The following is a 14,273-nucleotide window of genomic DNA, read 5'->3' on the forward strand; positions in this document are numbered from 1 at the left end:
AATGCCCGGTATCGCTACCGATAACCGGGCCAACGGACTGCACAGTTAGCCGTTATTTGTCGAACAGATAATGGTTTACCAGATTTTCTAACTGCTCCTGGCGACCACTCTGATGCACCGGTGCAAGATTATGTTCCTGGGCATATTTTGCTAAATCCGCCAGTGACATTTGGCCTTTCAGAATTTGCTGGCCCAGTTCGCTATTCCAGCCGGAATAACGTTGCGCGACGCGTTTATCCAGCTCACCGTCTTCAATCATGCGTGCTGCAATTTTCAGCGCCAGTGCCATCGTATCCATCGCGCCAATATGACCGTAGAACAGGTCATATTTATCGGTGCTCTGACGACGTACTTTGGCATCGAAGTTCAAACCACCGGTGGTAAAACCGCCCGCTTTGAGAATTTCATACATCACCAGCGCATTTTCTTCCACGCTGTTCGGGAACTGGTCGGTATCCCAGCCCAACTGCGCGTCACCACGGTTAGCATCGACAGAACCGAACAGACCAAGCGCAATGGCGGTGGCAATTTCATGGTGGAAAGAGTGACCCGCCAACGTTGCATGGTTTGCTTCAATATTCAGTTTAATCTCTTTTTCCAGGCCAAACTGCTTCAGGAAGCCGTAGACCGTCGCGGCATCGTAATCATATTGATGTTTGGTCGGCTCTTGCGGTTTCGGTTCGATAAGCAGGGTACCCTGGAAACCGATTTTATGTTTATGCTCAACCACCATCTGCATAAAGCGGCCAATCTGTTCACGCTCCTGACGCAAATCGGTATTCAGCAGCGTTTCGTAACCTTCGCGACCGCCCCACAGCACATAGTTTTCACCACCCAGTTTATGCGTCGCTTCCATCGCCGTAACGACTTGTGTTGCTGCCCAGCTGAAAACTTCCGGGTCGGGATTCGTAGCAGCGCCCGCGCCATAACGTGGATTAGTAAAGCAGTTAGCGGTTCCCCACAGCAGTTTCACGCCGCTCTCTTCTTGTTTACCTGCCAGCACATCAACCATTTGCGCAAAGTTATTGATGTACTCTTTTAACGATGCGCCTTCCGGGGAAACGTCCACATCGTGGAAGCAATAAAAAGGCACATGTAATTTGTGGAAAAACTCAAATGCGACATCTGCTTTACGCTTCGCCAATGCCAGCGCCTCGCCAGGTTGCTGCCAGGGACGGTTAAACGCGCCTACGCCAAACATATCCGCCCCGTTCCAGCAGAAGGTGTGCCAGTAGCAAGCGGCAAAACGCAAATGGTCTTCCATACGCTTACCCAACACCAATTCGTCGGGGTTGTAGTGACGGAATGCTAACGGGTTAGAGGATTTCGGGCCTTCATAACGAACGCGATCGAGCTGGTCAAAATAAGCTTGCATAATGAACTCCATAATCAGGTAATGCCGCGGGTGATGGATGATGTCGTAATATTGGGCACTCCCTTTAAGTTGCTCAATTATGTTATTTCACACTGCTATTGAGATAATTCACAAGTGTGCGCTCGCTCGCAAAATAAAATGGAATGATGAAATGGGTAATTACTCGAAGAGAAAAATGCAACAAATTCGATTAACCAACAAAAATAAGATCTCGGTCATAAATCAAGAAATAAACGAAAAATCGTAATCGAAAGATAAAAATCTGTAATTGTTTTCCCCCATTTAGTTGCTAAAAATTGGTCACGTTTAACGCGGTGATTGTTACTTTTTAAAGCTACCCTCTAACAAAAGAAGGCCTCTGAACCATGAAAATAAAGAACATTTTACTCACCCTGTGCACCTCACTTCTGCTAACCAACGTTGCGGCACATGCTAAAGAAGTCAAAATCGGTATGGCTATTGATGATCTCCGTCTTGAGCGCTGGCAGAAAGACCGGGATATTTTCGTGAAAAAAGCTGAATCTCTCGGCGCAAAAGTATTTGTGCAGTCTGCAAATGGCAACGAAGAAACTCAAATGTCGCAGATTGAAAACATGATTAACCGGGGAGTCGATGTTCTTGTCATTATTCCGTATAACGGACAGGTATTAAGTAACGTTGTAAAAGAAGCAAAACAAGAAGGCATTAAAGTATTAGCTTACGACCGCATGATTAATGATGCTGATATCGACTTTTATATTTCTTTCGATAACGAAAAAGTGGGTGAACTACAAGCAAAAGCGCTGGTCGATATCGTCCCGCAAGGAAATTATTTCCTGATGGGCGGCTCTCCGGTAGATAACAACGCTAAGCTTTTCCGCGCCGGGCAAATGAAAGTATTAAAACCTTACGTCGACTCCGGGAAAATTAAAGTCGTAGGCGACCAATGGGTTGATGGCTGGTTACCAGAAAACGCGCTGAAAATTATGGAAAACGCGTTGACCGCCAACAATAACAAAATTGACGCTGTTGTTGCTTCTAACGATGCTACTGCTGGCGGGGCTATTCAGGCATTAAGCGCGCAAGGTTTGTCAGGGAAAGTCGCCATTTCCGGTCAGGATGCGGATCTCGCCGGCATTAAACGTATTGCTGCGGGTACGCAAACCATGACGGTGTATAAACCGATTACTCTTCTGGCAAATACTGCCGCGGAAATTGCCGTTGAACTGGGTAACGATCAACAACCTAAAGCAGATACCACGCTGAATAATGGGCTGAAAGATGTTCCATCCCGCCTGCTGACACCTATTGATGTGAATAAAAACAACATCAAAGACACGGTGATTAAAGACGGTTTCCACAAGGAGAGCGAGCTTTAAGCGTTACGTCCCTGTCGACAACGGGGACGTGATTTCTCTCCATGCCGCATGAACTGATTGGCTTAGGTGGAGTCGTTATGTCTTATCTACTTGAAATGAAGAGCATTACCAAAACTTTCGGCAGCGTAAAGGCGATAGATAACGTCAGTTTGCGGCTAAATGCTGGTGAGATCGTCTCACTTTGCGGTGAGAACGGTTCTGGTAAATCAACATTAATGAAAGTGCTATGCGGAATTTATCCCTTTGGCAGTTACGAAGGCGAAATTACTTTTGCTGGTGAAGTAATACAGGCAAGTCACATCCGCGATACCGAACGCAAAGGTATTGCCATCATTCACCAGGAATTAGCATTGGTGAAAGAGTTGACCGTGCTGGAAAATATCTTTCTTGGCAATGAGATAACCCGCAATGGGGTCATGGATTATGACCAGATGACGCTACGCTGTCAGAAACTGTTAGCGCAAGTCAGCTTATCCATTTCACCGGATACCCGCGTTGGTGATTTAGGGCTTGGGCAACAACAACTCGTTGAAATTGCCAAGGCACTAAATAAACAGGTGCGTTTATTAATTCTCGATGAACCAACCGCCTCATTAACTGAGCTGGAAACCACAGTTTTACTGGATATTATTCGCGATCTGCAACAACACGGCATCGCATGTATCTATATTTCTCACAAGCTCAACGAAGTCAAAGCGATTTCCGACACAATTTGTGTTATTCGCGACGGTCAGCACATAGGTACGCGTGATGCAGCCGGAATGAGCGAAGACGATATTATCACCATGATGGTTGGGCGAGAATTAACGGCACTGTACCCAAACGAACCACATACCACTGGCGATGAAATATTACGCATAGAACATCTGACGGCATGGCATCCGGTTAATCGTCATATTAAACGGGTTAACGATGTCTCGTTTTCCCTGAAACGTGGCGAAATACTGGGGATTGCTGGACTGGTCGGCGCTGGTCGCACCGAAACTATTCAATGCCTTTTTGGCGTTTGGCCCGGACAATGGGAAGGGAAAATCTATATTGATGGCAAACAAGTGGATATTCGTAATTGCCAGCAAGCCATCGCCCAGGGTATTGCAATGGTGCCAGAAGATAGAAAGCGTGATGGCATCGTTCCGGTAATGGCAGTTGGTAAAAATATTACCCTCGCCGCACTCAGTAAATTTACCGGGGGTATTAGCCAGCTTGATGATGCCGCAGAGCAAAAATGTATTCTGGAATCTATCCAGCGACTCAAAGTGAAAACGTCGTCTCCGGAACTTGCTATTGGACGTTTAAGCGGCGGCAATCAACAAAAAGCGATCCTGGCACGCTGTCTGTTACTCAACCCGCGCATTCTCATTCTTGATGAACCTACCAGGGGTATCGATATTGGCGCGAAATACGAGATCTACAAATTAATTAACCAACTCGTCCAGCAGGGTATCGCCGTTATTGTCATCTCTTCTGAATTACCTGAAGTACTTGGTCTTAGCGATCGCGTACTGGTGATGCATGAAGGAAAACTAAAAGCCAACCTGATAAATCATAACCTGACTCAGGAGCAGGTGATGGAAGCCGCATTGAGGAGCGAACATCATGTCGAAAAGCAATCCGTCTGAAGTGAAATTAGCCGTACCGACATCCGGTGGCTTCTCTGTGCTGAAGTCACTGAATTTACAAGTTTTCGTGATGATTGCAGCAATCATCGCCATCATGCTGTTCTTTACCTGGACTACTGACGGCGCCTATTTAAGCGCCCGTAACGTCTCCAACTTGCTGCGCCAGACCGCGATTACCGGCATCCTTGCGGTAGGGATGGTGTTCGTCATAATTTCTGCCGAAATCGACCTCTCGGTCGGCTCGATGATGGGGCTATTAGGCGGCGTCGCCGCTATCTGCGACGTCTGGTTAGGCTGGCCTCTGCCACTCACCATTATTGTGACGCTGGTTCTGGGCCTGCTTCTCGGCGCATGGAATGGTTGGTGGGTTGCGTACCGCAAAGTGCCTTCATTTATTGTCACCCTGGCGGGCATGTTGGCATTTCGCGGCATCCTCATTGGCATCACCAACGGTACGACGGTTTCACCCACCAGCGCCGCGATGTCACAAATTGGACAGAGCTATCTACCCGCCAGCACCGGTTTCATTATTGGCGCGCTTGGCTTAATGGCTTTTGTCGGCTGGCAATGGCGTGGAAGAATGCGCCGACAAGCTTTGGGTTTACAGTCTCCGGCATCTACAGCGGTGGTCGGTCGCCAGGCTTTGACCGCCATCATCGTATTAGGCGCAATCTGGCTACTGAATGATTACCGTGGCGTTCCTACTCCTGTCCTGCTGCTGACGTTGCTGTTACTCGGCGGCATGTTTATGGCAACAAGGACAGCTTTCGGGCGGCGCATTTACGCTATTGGCGGCAATCTGGAAGCGGCGCGACTCTCCGGGATTAACGTAGAACGCACCAAACTTGTCGTGTTTGCTATCAACGGTTTGATGGTGGCCATCGCGGGGTTAATCCTCAGTTCACGGCTTGGTGCAGGCTCGCCTTCTGCCGGTAATATCGCCGAACTGGATGCCATTGCAGCCTGCGTGATTGGCGGCACCAGTCTGGCTGGCGGCGTAGGGAGTGTTGCGGGGGCTGTGATGGGGGCATTCATCATGGCTTCGCTGGATAACGGCATGAGTATGATGGATGTTCCGACCTTCTGGCAGTATATCGTCAAAGGTGCGATTCTGTTGCTGGCAGTATGGATGGACTCCGCAACCAAACGCCGTTCCTGATTTTGATAAAAATTTTCTCAAAACCGGTAACGTGTTGCCGGTTTTGAGTTTTTGCATGATTCAGCAGGAAAAGAACCATGTTTACTAAACGTCACCGAATCACATTACTGTTCAATGCTAATAAAGCCTATGACCGTCAAGTTGTAGAAGGTGTGGGGGAATATTTACAGGCGTCACAATCGGAATGGGATATTTTCATTGAAGAAGATTTCCGCGCCCGCATTGATAAAATCAAGGACTGGTTAGGAGATGGCGTTATTGCCGACTTTGACGATAAACAAATCGAGCAAGCGTTGGCTGATGTCGATGTCCCCATTGTCGGGGTTGGCGGCTCGTATCACCTGGCAGAAAGCTATCCGCCCGTACATTACATTGCCACTGATAACTATGCGCTGGTTGAAAGCGCATTTTTGCATTTAAAAGAAAAAGGCGTTAACCGCTTTGCTTTTTATGGTCTGCCGGAGTCGAGTGGCAAAAGATGGGCAGCCGAACGCGAATATGCTTTTCGCCAGCTTGTCGCCGAAGAAAAGTACCGTGGTGTCGTTTATCAGGGACTGGAAACTGCACCAGAAAACTGGCAGCACGCGCAAAACCGGTTGGCCGACTGGTTGCAAACGCTGCCACCGCAAACCGGGATTATTGCCGTTACTGACGCCCGGGCGCGGCATATTCTGCAAGTTTGCGAACATCTGCATATTCCCGTACCGGAAAAATTATGCGTAATTGGCATCGATAACGAAGAGCTGACCCGCTATCTTTCTCGCGTCGCGCTTTCTTCGGTTGCCCAGGGCGCACGGCAAATGGGCTATCAGGCGGCAAAACTTCTGCATCGGTTGTTAGATAAAGAAGCGATGCCGTTGCAGCGGATTTTGGTCCCGCCAGTACGCGTCATTGAACGGCGTTCTACGGATTACCGTTCGTTGACCGACCCGGCTGTTATTCAGGCCATGCATTACATCCGCAATCATGCCTGTAAAGGGATTAAAGTGGATCAGGTGCTGGACGCTGTCGGCATATCACGCTCCAATCTTGAGAAGCGTTTTAAAGAAGAGGTGGGCGAAACCATACACGCAATGATTCATGCCGAGAAGCTGGAGAAAGCGCGCAGCCTGCTAATTTCAACAACCTTATCAATCAACGAAATATCGCAAATGTGCGGTTATCCATCGTTGCAATATTTCTACTCTGTATTTAAAAAAGCATATGACACAACGCCGAAAGAGTATCGCGATGTAAACAGCGAGGTCCTGCTGTAGCAGGAGGGGAAAAGCCGCCAGGCATGATAAGACGCGCCAGCGTCGCATCAGGTAACGCAGCACAACCACCTGATGCGAGCAAAAGCCTTATCCGACCAACAAGTCGGATAAGGCTCGAGGGAATGCAATTACATATGCGCAGCGATTAACCGCTGGTTATCCTGGTACATCGCGAACAGGTAGTTGTTATAACTCTGTCCCTTCGTTGAATAACCTTTCAGCTTGTGAATCATCGCTGTGGCGGTGACTTCCTGATCAGCTTTACGCAATTGTGCACGTGATTTACGGAACGAAGCGTAAGCCGGGTGCGTATTCAGGTTAGTAACATAGGCGCTCACCGACTCTTTGACAGAATCAAAGTGAGAATAGCCTTTCACTTTACCCGGACCATTATTACAACGACCTTTGCCACACTTCATGCCAAACAGGTTGTTGTTGTTACGCGCCAGCTTCGACGTCCCCCAACCACTTTCTGCCGCAGCCATCGTCGCCACCATACTGGTCGGGATAATGTCTACGCGTTCAAGCAGCGTATTCCACGGGATTTTTCGTGTATTACCAGACCACTTCACCTTATAGCGTTTGGCGATGTCTTTCAGACGCGCACGCTCTGCAGGCGACCATTGGCCCTGGTACTGTTTTGAAATCAGCCAGTTACGTTCCGCCGTAATGGCAGCATTTTGGCTGGTAATGTAAGGCATTACGGTCCGGAGAAACGCTTTTTTCCTTGGTGTTCCGGAAGGGTATTTTCGCAAATCAGGAAGTGAACTGCTCTTTGCACTATTGCGAGAATACTCTTGTTTACTGCTTACCTGTTTATTACTAGCTTTGGTTATGTGGGACTTTTGACTCGCTGTTGTCGTGTGCGTTTTCGCTAACACCTCACTCGAAAACATCAGAGTGAGTAACATAAGAATCATCGCCCCATATCGTCGTATGGGAGTCAAAATCATCAGTTCTCCTGGTCGGATTTAATCATTCCAACACCTTATATTTTTCACAAATTTGAGAGTTGAATCTCAAATCATATCAAAAATAGCTGTCAAGAGCACCCCAAGGAATAGTCCAAATCTGAAACTATGTCACGTGTTAACCGTTCAGATTGGCGCTAAATCGCAGAAAATGTGGGGTTTATCGCAAAAAATAAACTTAAATCTCAGGTGAAATACTCCCCCTTTCGTCTCATCCTGGCGCAATCCTCATCAGGGATGAGTTTTACCAGTATTATCACTGGCAAACTGGTGAAATTCGCAGCAACAAGGACTCATCCGTTATGAAACTTGCCGCCTGTTTTCTGATACTCCTGCCCAGTGTTGCCATTGCCGCCGACTGGACATATCAGGGATTTCCCACCTTTGCTGAACAAAGTGCAGGAACATTTGTTAGTCATGCCCAGCTGACCAAAGGTACGCGACCGCTGACGCTAAATTTTAACCAACAATGCTGGCAGCCTACGGATGCGATAAAACTCAATCAGATGCTTTCTCTCAAACCTTGCGACAGCACGCCCCCTCAGTGGCGATTGTTCAGGAACGGTGAATATACGCTGCAAATAGATACCCGCTCCGGCACACCAACGTTGATGATTTCGGTCCAGAACACCGCCGAACCGGTAGCAAACCAGGTCCGCGAATGCCCAAAATGGGATGGAAAACTACTGACGCTTAATGTCAGCGGCACTTTCCCGGAAGGTACGGTAGTCCGGGATTATTACAGCCAGCAAATCGCGACGGTGAAGAACGGCCAAATAACGTTACAACCTGCCGCCACCAGCAATGGTTTACTTCTGTTGGAACGCGCGGAAACTGACGCACCTGCCCCTTTCAACTGGCATAACGCCACGGTTTACTTTGTGCTAACAGACCGTTTCGAAAACGGCGATCCCAGCAATGACCAGAGCTACGGACGTCATAAAGACGGCATGGAAGAAATTGGCACTTTCCACGGTGGTGATTTACGCGGCCTGACCAACAAACTGGATTATCTCCAGCAGCTGGGCGTCAATGCTTTATGGATAAGCGCCCCATTTGAGCAAATTCACGGCTGGGTCGGCGGCGGTACGAAAGGCGATTTCCCGCATTATGCCTACCACGGTTATTACACACAGGACTGGACGAATCTTGATGCCAATATGGGTAACGAAGCCGATCTACGGACGCTGGTTGATAGCGCGCACCAGCGCGGTATCCGCATTATTTTTGATGTGGTGATGAACCACACCGGCTATGCCACGCTGGCGGATATGCAGGAGTATCAGTTTGGCGCGTTATACCTTTCAGGTGACGAAGTGAAAAAAACGCTGGGTGAACGCTGGAGCGACTGGAAACCTACCGCCGGGCAAACCTGGCATAGCTTTAACGATTACATTAATTTCAGCGACAAAACAGGCTGGGATAAATGGTGGGGGAAAAACTGGATCCGTACCGATATCGGCGATTACGACAATCCTGGATTCGACGATCTCACCATGTCGCTAGCCTTTTTGCCGGATATCAAAACCGAATCAACTACCGCTTCTGGTCTGCCGGTGTTCTATAAAAACAAACCGGATACCCACGCCAAAGCCATTGACGGCTATACGCCGCGCGATTACTTAACCCACTGGTTAAGTCAATGGGTCCGCGACTACGGTATTGATGGTTTTCGGGTCGATACCGCCAAACATGTTGAGTTGCCCGCCTGGCAGCAACTGAAAACTCAGGCCAGCGCCGCACTTCGCGAATGGAAAAAAGCTAACCCCGAGAAAGCATTAGATGACAAACCTTTCTGGATGACCGGCGAGGCCTGGGGTCATGGCGTAATGCAAAGCGACTACTATCGCCACGGATTCGACGCGATGATCAATTTCGATTATCAGGAACAGGCGGCGAAAGCGGTCGATTGCCTGGCGCAGATGGATACCACCTGGCAGCAAATGGCCGCGAAATTGCAAGATTTCAATGTGTTGAGCTATCTCTCCTCGCATGATACCCGCTTGTTCCGCGAAGGGGACGACAAAGCAGCAGAGTTATTGTTACTCGCGCCAGGTGCAGTGCAAATCTTTTATGGTGATGAATCCTTACGTCCGTTCGGCCCCACCGGTTCTGATCCCCTACAAGGCACACGTTCTGATATGAACTGGCAGGATATCAGTGGTAAATCTGCCGCCAGCGTCGCGCACTGGCAGCGCATCAGTCAGTTCCGCGCACGGCATCCAGCCATTGGCGCAGGCAAACAAACGGCGCTTTCGCTGAAACAGGGGTACGGATTTGTCCGTGAACACGGCGACGATAAAGTAATGGTCGTCTGGGCGGGGCAACAGTAACTTTTCCGGCTTCCCGTGCGGCAGTACGTCGGGAAGCCTCCCAGCCTAAAATACCAGCCTAATCGAAAACCACAGCATAAAGTGTCAATCCACCGTCAACAGCGTGATTTGCACCCTGGCAAATGTAGCGTTATTGTTACCTTCCTTGCTACAGAGTTCGACAGATATCCCGCTATGACATTCTCCCTTTTTGGTGACAAATTTACCCGCCACTCCGGCATTACGCTGCTGATGGAAGATCTGAACGACGGTTTACGCACCCCCGGCGCGATTATGCTTGGCGGCGGCAATCCGGCGCAGATCCCGGAAATGCAGGACTATTTCCAGACGCTGCTAACCGACATGCTGGAAAGTGGCAAAGCCACTGATGCGCTGTGCAATTACGATGGGCCACAGGGGAAAACGGAGCTGCTGTCTCTGCTTGCCGGTATGTTACGCGAGAAGCTGGGTTGGGATATCGAACCACAGAATATTGCACTAACAAACGGTAGCCAGAGCGCCTTTTTCTACTTATTTAACCTGTTTGCCGGACGCCGTGCCGATGGCCGGGTCAAAAAAGTACTGTTCCCGCTGGCACCGGAATATATTGGCTACGCGGATGCCGGGCTGGAAGAGGATCTGTTTGTCTCTACGCGTCCGAATATCGAACTACTGCCAGAGGGCCAGTTTAAATATCACGTCGATTTCGAACATCTGCGCATTGGCGAAGAGACGGGGATGATTTGCGTCTCGCGACCGACGAACCCAACAGGTAATGTGATAACCGATGAAGAGTTGCTGAAGCTGGATGCGCTGGCGAATCAGCACGGGATCCCGCTGGTGATTGATAACGCCTATGGCGTCCCGTTCCCGGGCATCATCTTTAGCGAAGCGCGCCCGCTGTGGAATCCGAATATCGTGCTATGCATGAGCCTTTCCAAGCTAGGTCTGCCAGGTTCGCGCTGCGGCATTATCATCGCCAATGAAAAAATCATCACCGCCATCACTAATATGAACGGCATTATCAGTCTCGCGCCTGGCGGCATTGGTCCGGCGATAATGTGTGAAATGATTAAGCGTAACGATCTGCTGCGCCTGTCAGAAACGGTCATCAAGCCGTTCTATTACCAGCGTGTTCAGGAGACTATCGCCATCATTCGCCGCTATTTACCGGAAGATCGCTGCCTGATTCATAAACCAGAAGGGGCAATATTCCTCTGGTTATGGTTTAAGGATTTGCCGATTACCACCGAGCAACTCTATCAGCGCCTGAAAGCGCGCGGCGTGCTGATGGTGCCGGGCCACAACTTCTTCCCAGGGCTGGATAAACCGTGGCCGCATACGCATCAATGTATGCGCATGAACTACGTACCAGAGCCGGAGAAAATTGAGGCGGGTGTGAAGATTCTGGCGGAAGAGATTGAACGCGCCTGGGCTGAAAGCCATTAAAAATTGCCTGATGCGCTGCGCTTATCAGACCTACATAATTTCTGCAATCAATTGAATTTGTAGGCCGGAAAAGGCGTTTACGCCGCATCTGGCATAAACAAAGCGCACTATTCCGGCGTTGAGAAACGCCGGAAAAACGTTTCAAACAGGCTGCTGCCGTAGCCGATGCCGCTGCACTTTCTCGACATCCATACATTGCAACGCCTGTGTCGGGCAGGCTTCAACACAAGCCGGTCCCGTCGCCCGATGCCAGCACAGATCGCACTTAATCGCCCTCGCCTTTTTGCGCGAAGAAACGACCTCCATCGCACCAAACGGGCAAGCCAGCATACAGCTTTTACAGCCAATACAACGTGATTGTTCAACAAAGATATGCCCATGTTCGCGGCTTATCGCCTCCACAGGGCAGACATTCGCACACGGAGCATCTTCACACTGATGACAGGCTACTGCAGTGGTCCAGGTATGGTCTTTGATGACTCGAATTCGCGAAATAAACTCGCCCGGCGACAACGCAGAGCAATCCTGATTTTCCTGATGCGACACCGCGCAAGCCACTTCACAGGTACGGCAACCGATACATTTCGTCGCATCCGCAATAATAAACCGGTTCATGATCACTCCTTTGCACTAAAACAGCAGAGTGCCAGAGAGCGCGTCCCTACTGCTTTGATCCAACGAAGGAAATGTTAAAGTTTTGGCACTTGTCCAAAGCGTTATGTGATCGCGCCCTGGTCGTCCCTGACAGTAAATCCCAGCTCATTAGAAATAGCCTGCGCGGTTTCACGCAGTGGTTTCAGGAGATTTTTCTCCCCCACCTGTTTCAACCGTGATGTCGAAAGCGAAATCGACACGGCGTACGGCACCCGCCCATGAATATCAAACACCGGAACAGCAATACAGGAGACACCGAGCTCATTTTCTTCTCTGTCCATTGCTACTCCGCTTTCACGAATGTGCGCCAGTTCGTCGAACATCGCAGGTAACTCGGTAATGGTATTGCGGGTTAACGGCTGGATTTCATTCTGATGGCTTTCCCAGTACGACTTCACGTAGTCCGGGTGACCAAACGCCATGTAGACCTTGCCCATTGCGGAACAGTAGAGCGGCATATGCTGGCCAATATAGGCGCGGGTACGTAGCATCCCGGTGGTGGGCTCGAGTTTATAAATCAAAATAGCGTGATCATCTTCGCGGCTGGAGAAGTTAATGGTTTCTCCGGTGGCAATGTTCAGCGTCTCAAGATGCGGCGCAGCAATATGAATAATATTCAGCGAAGACAGAGCCTTCTGACCGACGGCAATAAATTTGGTGGTCAGGCGGTAACTCCCTGCGGCGGGCGCGGTAGTCACATAGCCACAGGATTGTAACCCCTGCAATAAGCGATGGACGGTACTCTTATTTAAACCTGCCAGTTCCGAAAGATGCGCCAGCGGGCAACCGTTTGGATAATTGCTCAAAATCTCAATCAGCATCAACCCGCGAAACAGGCTCTGACTTCCAGCTGGGCGCTCTTTTTCCTGCGCCAACTCGTGCTCTTTTTTTCCCATGTCCAGGTTCCCCTTTTGTCGCGTCCTGATGGTAGCGCAAAGTGTGTCATAGTTCACGATCTGGGCAGATAATTTGCAACCATTTGATTTTAATGATTTTTGAAATTCACGGCGCGGATTGCTTTGTTAAAACGCGATCGATATATTTGAAATCAAATTTCGCATATTGAAATTTAAAGACAAAAAAGCGATCAAAAAAACAAGGAAGCCAGGGATGAAAGTAACATTTGAGCAGTTAAAAGCAGCCTTTAATCGGGTCTTAATTTCACGCGGCGTTGACAGCGAAACGGCTGACGCCTGCGCAGAGATGTTCGCCCGCACCACCGAGTCCGGCGTTTATTCTCACGGTGTTAACCGTTTCCCACGCTTCATTCAACAACTGGATAATGGCGATATCATTCCTGACGCCCAACCAAAACGCGTGACCAGCCTCGGCGCAATTGAGCAGTGGGACGCCCAGCGTTCGATCGGTAACCTGACGGCGAAAAAGATGATGGATCGCGCCATTGAACTGGCGGCAAATCATGGGATTGGCCTGGTGGCGTTACGTAATGCCAACCACTGGATGCGCGGTGGCAGCTATGGCTGGCAGGCGGCGGAAAAAGGCTATATTGGCATTTGCTGGACCAACTCCATCGCCGTAATGCCGCCGTGGGGCGCAAAAGAGTGTCGCATCGGCACCAACCCGCTGATCGTCGCCATTCCTTCCACGCCGATCACCATGGTCGATATGTCGATGTCGATGTTCTCTTACGGCATGTTAGAAGTTAACCGTCTGGCAGGTCGTCAGCTCCCGGTAGATGGTGGCTTTGATGATGAGGGCAATTTGACCAAAGAACCTGGCGTTATCGAGAAAAATCGCCGCATTTTGCCGATGGGCTACTGGAAAGGTTCGGGCATGTCGATTGTGCTGGATATGATCGCTACTCTCCTTTCTGATGGCGCATCGGTTGCTGAAGTCACCCAGGATAACAGCGACGAATACGGCATTTCGCAAATCTTTATCGCCATTGAAGTAGACAAACTGATCGAAGGCACCACCCGCGACGCCAAGCTACAACGCATCATGGATTACGTTACCAGTGCCGAGCGTGCTGACGAAAATCAGGCCATTCGCTTACCCGGCCACGAATTTACTACCCTGCTGGCCGAAAACCGCCGTAACGGCATCACCGTTGATGACAGTGTGTGGGAAAAAATCCAGGCGTTATAAGGAGATAAGCC

Annotated in this window: 11 protein-coding genes; 7 read left to right on the forward strand and 4 right to left on the reverse strand. The window is 49.6% G+C overall.

The features are described 5' to 3' along the window. Nucleotides 1-52 precede the first annotated feature (52 nt). Nucleotides 53-1,375, reverse strand: coding sequence for a xylose isomerase (gene xylA / locus D9597_RS14300; protein ID WP_064527882.1), 1,323 nt, complete (start codon nucleotides 1,373-1,375; stop codon nucleotides 53-55). A 365-nt stretch (nucleotides 1,376-1,740) separates the two neighbouring features. On the opposite strand from xylA, the gene xylF reads away from it, so the two are divergent. The 4 genes from xylF (at nucleotide 1,741) to xylR (ending at nucleotide 6,767) form a co-directional block, all read left to right on the forward strand. Further along, complete coding sequence (gene xylF, locus D9597_RS14305; protein WP_130210040.1) at nucleotides 1,741-2,733, forward strand: D-xylose ABC transporter substrate-binding protein; 993 nt, start codon at nucleotides 1,741-1,743, stop codon at nucleotides 2,731-2,733. Between the two features lie 77 nt (nucleotides 2,734-2,810). Further along, nucleotides 2,811-4,352: a xylose ABC transporter ATP-binding protein gene (locus D9597_RS14310; protein WP_130216240.1), complete on the forward strand. Its 1,542-nt coding sequence runs from the start codon at nucleotides 2,811-2,813 to the stop codon at nucleotides 4,350-4,352. Next, nucleotides 4,330-5,511: a xylose ABC transporter permease XylH gene (gene xylH, locus D9597_RS14315; RefSeq protein ID WP_130210036.1), complete on the forward strand. Its 1,182-nt coding sequence runs from the start codon at nucleotides 4,330-4,332 to the stop codon at nucleotides 5,509-5,511. The genes D9597_RS14310 and xylH overlap by 23 nt, the downstream gene beginning before the upstream one ends. A 77-nt stretch (nucleotides 5,512-5,588) precedes the next feature. After that, entirely contained in the window at nucleotides 5,589-6,767 is a 1,179-nt protein-coding gene (gene xylR / locus D9597_RS14320; RefSeq protein WP_130210034.1) for a D-xylose utilization transcriptional activator XylR, read from the forward strand. A 128-nt stretch (nucleotides 6,768-6,895) separates the two neighbouring features. Here xylR and D9597_RS14325 read toward each other — a convergent pair whose 3' ends face one another. Continuing rightward, nucleotides 6,896-7,720 carry a protein bax gene (locus D9597_RS14325; protein ID WP_130216238.1) on the reverse strand — a complete coding sequence of 275 codons (825 nt, stop codon included), beginning with the start codon at nucleotides 7,718-7,720 and terminating at the stop codon, nucleotides 6,896-6,898. A 320-nt stretch (nucleotides 7,721-8,040) separates the two neighbouring features. Between D9597_RS14325 and malS the strand changes: the two genes are divergently transcribed. Next, nucleotides 8,041-10,071 (forward strand): alpha-amylase, encoded by a 2,031-nt coding sequence (malS, locus tag D9597_RS14330; protein ID WP_130223013.1) that lies wholly within the window; start codon nucleotides 8,041-8,043, stop codon nucleotides 10,069-10,071. A 174-nt stretch (nucleotides 10,072-10,245) separates the two neighbouring features. Continuing rightward, nucleotides 10,246-11,499: a valine--pyruvate transaminase gene (gene avtA / locus D9597_RS14335; protein WP_130216234.1), complete on the forward strand. Its 1,254-nt coding sequence runs from the start codon at nucleotides 10,246-10,248 to the stop codon at nucleotides 11,497-11,499. A gap of 141 nt (nucleotides 11,500-11,640) precedes the next feature. On the opposite strand, the gene D9597_RS14340 is transcribed toward avtA, so the two are convergent. Both D9597_RS14340 and yiaJ read right to left on the reverse strand, forming a co-directional pair. Then, entirely contained in the window at nucleotides 11,641-12,114 is a 474-nt protein-coding gene (locus D9597_RS14340; RefSeq protein WP_130223015.1) for a 4Fe-4S binding protein, read from the reverse strand. Nucleotides 12,115-12,215: 101 nt separating this feature from the next. Continuing rightward, on the reverse strand, nucleotides 12,216-13,049 hold the full coding sequence (gene yiaJ, locus D9597_RS14345; protein WP_130223017.1) for an IclR family transcriptional regulator YiaJ: 834 nt from the start codon (nucleotides 13,047-13,049) through the stop codon (nucleotides 12,216-12,218). A 214-nt stretch (nucleotides 13,050-13,263) separates the two neighbouring features. Between yiaJ and yiaK the strand changes: the two genes are divergently transcribed. Continuing rightward, nucleotides 13,264-14,262 (forward strand): 3-dehydro-L-gulonate 2-dehydrogenase, encoded by a 999-nt coding sequence (gene yiaK, locus D9597_RS14350; RefSeq protein WP_130216228.1) that lies wholly within the window; start codon nucleotides 13,264-13,266, stop codon nucleotides 14,260-14,262. Nucleotides 14,263-14,273 lie beyond the last annotated feature (11 nt).

The sequence above is a fragment of the Escherichia sp. E13S3 genome, from assembly GCF_004212325.1.
GTDB lineage: Bacteria > Pseudomonadota > Gammaproteobacteria > Enterobacterales > Enterobacteriaceae > Escherichia.

What these genes read in the sequence shown, in the direction of transcription:
- yiaJ (WP_130223017.1), bottom strand. Translation starts at nt 13,049, where the DNA reads ATGGGAAAAAAAGAGCACGAGTTGGCGCAGGAAAAAGAGCGCCCAGCT.
- avtA (WP_130216234.1), top strand. Translation starts at nt 10,246, where the DNA reads ATGACATTCTCCCTTTTTGGTGACAAATTTACCCGCCACTCCGGCATT.
- malS (WP_130223013.1), top strand. Translation starts at nt 8,041, where the DNA reads ATGAAACTTGCCGCCTGTTTTCTGATACTCCTGCCCAGTGTTGCCATT.
- xylA (WP_064527882.1), bottom strand. Translation starts at nt 1,375, where the DNA reads ATGCAAGCTTATTTTGACCAGCTCGATCGCGTTCGTTATGAAGGCCCG.
- D9597_RS14310 (WP_130216240.1), top strand. Translation starts at nt 2,811, where the DNA reads ATGTCTTATCTACTTGAAATGAAGAGCATTACCAAAACTTTCGGCAGC.
- D9597_RS14340 (WP_130223015.1), bottom strand. Translation starts at nt 12,114, where the DNA reads ATGAACCGGTTTATTATTGCGGATGCGACGAAATGTATCGGTTGCCGT.
- xylF (WP_130210040.1), top strand. Translation starts at nt 1,741, where the DNA reads ATGAAAATAAAGAACATTTTACTCACCCTGTGCACCTCACTTCTGCTA.
- D9597_RS14325 (WP_130216238.1), bottom strand. Translation starts at nt 7,720, where the DNA reads ATGATTTTGACTCCCATACGACGATATGGGGCGATGATTCTTATGTTA.
- xylR (WP_130210034.1), top strand. Translation starts at nt 5,589, where the DNA reads ATGTTTACTAAACGTCACCGAATCACATTACTGTTCAATGCTAATAAA.
- xylH (WP_130210036.1), top strand. Translation starts at nt 4,330, where the DNA reads ATGTCGAAAAGCAATCCGTCTGAAGTGAAATTAGCCGTACCGACATCC.
- yiaK (WP_130216228.1), top strand. Translation starts at nt 13,264, where the DNA reads ATGAAAGTAACATTTGAGCAGTTAAAAGCAGCCTTTAATCGGGTCTTA.